This window comes from Streptomyces sp., from assembly GCF_031181555.1.
Taxonomy (GTDB): Bacteria; Actinomycetota; Actinomycetes; order Streptomycetales; family Streptomycetaceae; genus Streptomyces; species Streptomyces fimbriatus.
Window position 1 is genome coordinate 1 of the sequence record NZ_JAPSKQ010000282.1, and the last position, 4514, is coordinate 4514.

A 4514-nucleotide genomic window follows, 5' to 3' on the forward strand; every position below is an offset into this window, starting at 1 on the left:
CCTGGCGGGCGGTGCGCTGACCGTCGGCATCGGCGGTCTGTATCTCGCCGGGCTGCTGCTCACCGGCGGTGAGATCGAGTCGGGCACGACGGTGCGCGGTGTGGGCATCGGGGGCCTGAGCCGCGAGGAAGCCGCCCGGAAGCTGGAGCAGCACCTGGCGGGGGCCGGCCCGCGGAAGCTGGCCGTGCAGGTCGGCGACCGCGGGGGCGTGGTCGATCCCCGGCAGGCGGGGTTCACCTTCGACGTCCAAGAAACCCTCGACCGGGCGGCGTCCACCGGCGCCGATCCGGTCAGCGTGATCGGCGGGCTGTTCCGCTCGGGCGGTGACATCGAGCCGGTCGTACGGGTCGACGAGGACAAGGCCCGTGCCGCCCTCGGGAAGCTGGCGAGGACGCTCGACCAGAAGGTCCGCGACGGCGCCGTCTCCTTCGCCGACGGCCGTGTCGAGCAGATCGCCCCGCGCACCGGGTACGCGCTGGACGTGGACGCCGCGATCGGCGCCCTGCGCACCCCCTTCCTGCGCGGCGCACAGGACTCGGTCACGGCGCTGCCCGCACGGGAGACCGAGCCGAAGGTCACGGCGGAAGAGGTGCGGCGGACGGTGCGCGAGTTCGCGCAGCCGGCGATGTCGGCGCCGGTCGCGCTCACCGCGGGCGGCAAGCGGTTCACGATCACCCCGGCGGTGCTCGGCGAGTACCTGACCGTGCGGCCGGACGACACCGGCAGGCTCACACCGGAGCTCGACGGCAAGGGCCTGCGCACCGCGCCCGCGGTGGCCGGTGCCCTGAACGGCCTCCCCGCCACACCCCGGAACGCCCGGCTGGGGCTCGAGGGCGACAAGGTCGTGGTGACCGCCGACGCCAGACCCGGCGTGGAGGTCACCGACAAGGCCCTGGGCAAGGCCGTCCTGCCCCTGCTCACCAAGTCGGGCGCCGCCCGTGCCGGCGAGGTGGCCACACGACAGATCCAGCCGGAGGTCACCCGCGAGAACGCGGCCCGGCTGGGGCTGACGGAGAAGATGTCCTCCTTCACCGTCGACTTCGAACCGGCCCCGTATCGCACGACGAACGTCGGCCGGGCCGTGGAGCTCATCAACGGCTCCGTCGTCATGCCGAACCAGACCTGGAGCTTCAACCGGACCGTCGGCGAGCGCACCGAGGCCAACGGCTTCGCCGAGGGCGTCATGATCTTCGACGACCAGTACACCAAGGCGCCCGGCGGCGGTGTCTCCGCGGTGGCCACCACGGTCTTCAACGCGATGTTCTTCGCCGGGGTCAAGCCCGTCGAGTACGGCGCCCACTCCTTCTACATCGAGCGCTACCCCGAGGGCCGCGAGGCGACGGTCGCCTGGGGCAGCCTCGATCTGAAGTTCGCCAACGACTCCGGCAAGGCCGTCTACATCCAGGCCGAGTCCACCGACACCTCGGTGACCGTCACCTTCCTCGGCACGAAGAAGTACGACGAGGTCACGTCGGTGAAGGGGCCGCGTACCAACGTGCAGCAGCCGACGGAGAAGGTGAGCACCGCCGAGAAGTGCGTGCCGCAGACCCCGCTCGAGGGCTTCGACGTCACCGTGGAGCGGGTCTTCCGCGACGACGGCCGGGAAGTGCGGCGGGAACCGTTCCGCACGCACTACACCCCGCGTGACGAGATCGTCTGCGAAGAGGTGCCGAACAGGCGTCAGCCCTGAGAACGCACCCCCGCCGGCTCGTCCGCCGGAGGCCCGCCTGCAGTCCGCGACGCCCCGGTCGGCATCCGTTTCCGGTCGGCGCGTCCGGCGAACGCCGGTCGGCGTGGACCGGGCCCGGGACGTGACCCGTGACTTCAACAGAACCTGGGCCTGCTGGGGGCGTTCCCCGTCGGCCGGAGACGCGAGGCCGGTAAGAGCCGCAGCCGGGCAGGGCGCCCCGTGCTGGGCTACGGGTGCACCTGCCACCAGCAGTCCGCCTCGGCACGAGCCACCTCGGCGTCGTACTGACTCGCGTCGAAGTGGAGCTCCGGCGGAGGGTGGGGCACTGGGGTGTGCGCCTCCCCCGGAACCTCCCAGTCCGACCACTGCACGATCTCCCCGAACCGCTGCACGACCACGGTCAGGAAGCCGCAGCAGCCACCGGTGCAGTCCGGTTCCCCCAGCTCCAGACGGCGCGCCTCGCCGGTCGCCCGGAGGGGGCTGGGGCGGTCGGCGGGCAGCGCATCAGCCGCGTACGGTCCGCGGCCGCCTTCGCCGACCGCCCCTTCGACCAGGTCCTCGCCGTTGACCCAGAACCGCAACTGGGCGGCGAACCGGGGTCCTGGCGGCAACACCCTGATCTCCAAACGATCAAACATCGGACCACCCTACTCGCACGCCTTCCGGTCACCCTGTCTGCCGCCGTGGGTCGCGTGGCCGGCCTCCTGGTCCGGCTCGCCGGCCGCCGGCCCGGTCCATCGTGCGCTTCGAGGCCGGTGACGAGGCGCGTGCCGTCGTGCCGGACCGGGGCGTGCGCCTGCTCCTCGCCCCGGCCCGGCGGTCGGCTCACGGGCATAGCGGGCGTATTCGCTCCGCACCAGTGCCGTCCGGGTGAGGACGGCCGTCAGAAGCGTGCGGGTTCCGGACCGTTCCGGCGATCCGCCACCCGCCGGGCCCGGGCGGCGGGCAGCAGCCTCCGCACCGCACCGGCCACCGGGGCGCCTCCAGGACCGTCACCGGCAGATTCATTCCACGGCCTTCCTGGTGCCCCCGGTGGCCGCTCGGCGGTAGAGGGCCAGGCCGGGGGCCGTGGTGATGCCGTGCACGGCGGTGCTGGCCACGACGACCAGCGTTCCGGCCGCCAGAACCTCGGGGTCGGTGCCGAGCCGGTGGGCCTCCATGGTCAGGTAGAACAGGGCCGAGACGCCGATGGGGCCGAACCAGCCCAGGAAGACGGCGTCCCGCCAGGGCAGGGACAGGGGGCGCTTGAGGGCGAGCAGGATCGGCAGACGGCGCACCAGCAGCGCGCCGAGAACCAGCAGGGTGCCGCGCCACCAGCCCAGCTCGCCCCACTCACGCCAGGGGATCATGGCTCCGAGCAGCACGAACAGCGGCAGGACGAGGAAGCGGTTGACCGCTTCGTCGATCTTGTTCTCGCTCGCTCGTTCATCCATCGAGCTGACCGCGTTGAAGGCCAGGCCGCTGACGAAGACGGCCAGAACGCCGTCGAAGTGCAGCAGCCCGGACACGCCCAGCACGAAGAAGGCCAGCAGCAAGGTGTACACCAGCAGCGGGCCGGCTGAGATGCTTCCGCTCCTCTCCGCCGTGCGCAGTGCTTTCCCGCCCAGCCAACCCGCCGCCGCCCCGAGGACAACGGCACCCAGGACCTGCCACAGGGACTCCGTCAGCGCTCGTGTTCCCGTCAGCGGTCCGGCGAGCGCCACAGCGGCGAGCACCAGGGGCAGCGCGAGCCCGTCGTTGGCGCCCGACTCCAAGGAGAGCAGTTGCCGGGTCCGGGCGGCGATCCCCTCCTCGGCGGGCTCGCCGGTGACGACGCCGGAGGCGAGTACCGGGTCGGTCGGGCACAGAGCCGCTCCCAGCAGCGCCGCCGCACCGAGTCCGAGCCCGAGTACGACAGCCGACACCACCGTGGTGAGCAGCGCCATCCCCGCCATGGCCACGACCAGCAGGACGAGCAGCGGCCTCACCCGCGCTCGCACATCACGGAACGGATAGCGCAGGGCCACGGACATGACCGAGACCGCCAGCAGCAGACGGGAGACGTCGTGCAGTTCCTGGTGTCCCTCCAGCACTGTGGGCAGGTCAAGGACCCCCAGCACCTCCGGGCCGAAAACCACACCCGTCAGCAGGGCCAGGAGCGGCGCGCTCAGTGGAGCACGCCCAAGAGGCCCGGAGAGTGCCGCCACCACCAGTCCCAGGCCGCCGACCACCGTCAGCAGGACGTTCAGCATGCCCGTCTGGTTGCCCGGCCGTGAACGGGATATGTCTTCTCGGCACGTCAGCCCGCCCGATGGCCCAGCCCCGTTGCCGACAGCTGGTCCGGCGAGCCCGTCTCCCGCCGTTCGCGCACGGTCGCGCGGCCTTCGGGCAGTCCTCTCCCCCTGCGGTTCACAGGACTGTCCGGCGGCACCTTCGTACTGGCGGGGCTGCAGCTCGGCCGGGTCCCGGCGGCTCAGTCACACGCGGCCGCGCCGGTGCTGCCGGCCTTCGTCCTCCCGGTGCAGGCGCTGGCGAGCGTGTGGGGATTCCTGTGCCGTGACGCCGTCGCGGCAACAGGCACGGGTGTGCTGGCCGGCACTCGGCTGGCGGTGGGGGCGATCGCGGCGAGCGCTGCCGACGTTGCGGCCGGGTTCGGGTGCCAGAGCTTTCGACGGTACGTCCGGGCACCGGTTCGCCGACGTCGTCGAGGAAGCCGGCGTGCGCCGGGAGTTGTGACGGCACCGGCCGTTCGCCCGGGCAGCCCGTTCCTTCCCGGGAGATCGTCCTGCCCGGTCCGGGTACCCATCGTCCGTGTCACCGCCGCGACGGCAGGACGCGCACTACG

General features: G+C 72.4%; 3 protein-coding genes. 1 reads left to right on the top strand and 2 read right to left on the bottom strand.

The features are described 5' to 3' along the window. The first annotated feature begins 1 nt into the window (after position 1). The gene (locus RIM90_RS30645; RefSeq protein WP_309064003.1) at positions 2-1690 is read left to right on the top strand and encodes a VanW family protein; all 1689 of its coding nucleotides are present in this window, start codon (positions 2-4) and stop codon (positions 1688-1690) included. Positions 1691-1917: 227 nt separating this feature from the next. Here the strand turns inward: RIM90_RS30645 and RIM90_RS30650 are convergent, their stop codons facing one another. Both RIM90_RS30650 and RIM90_RS30655 read right to left on the bottom strand, forming a co-directional pair. Further along, entirely contained in the window at positions 1918-2328 is a 411-nt protein-coding gene (locus RIM90_RS30650) for a hypothetical protein (protein ID WP_309064004.1), read from the bottom strand. 366 nt (positions 2329-2694) lie between these two features. Beyond that, the gene (locus RIM90_RS30655) at positions 2695-3921 is read right to left on the bottom strand and encodes a cation:proton antiporter (protein ID WP_309064005.1); all 1227 of its coding nucleotides are present in this window, start codon (positions 3919-3921) and stop codon (positions 2695-2697) included. Positions 3922-4514 lie beyond the last annotated feature (593 nt).

Coding starts and splice junctions, on each gene's coding strand:
- RIM90_RS30650 (WP_309064004.1), bottom strand. CDS start 2,328: ATGTTTGATCGTTTGGAGATCAGGGTGTTGCCGCCAGGACCCCGGTTC.
- RIM90_RS30655 (WP_309064005.1), bottom strand. CDS start 3,921: ATGCTGAACGTCCTGCTGACGGTGGTCGGCGGCCTGGGACTGGTGGTG.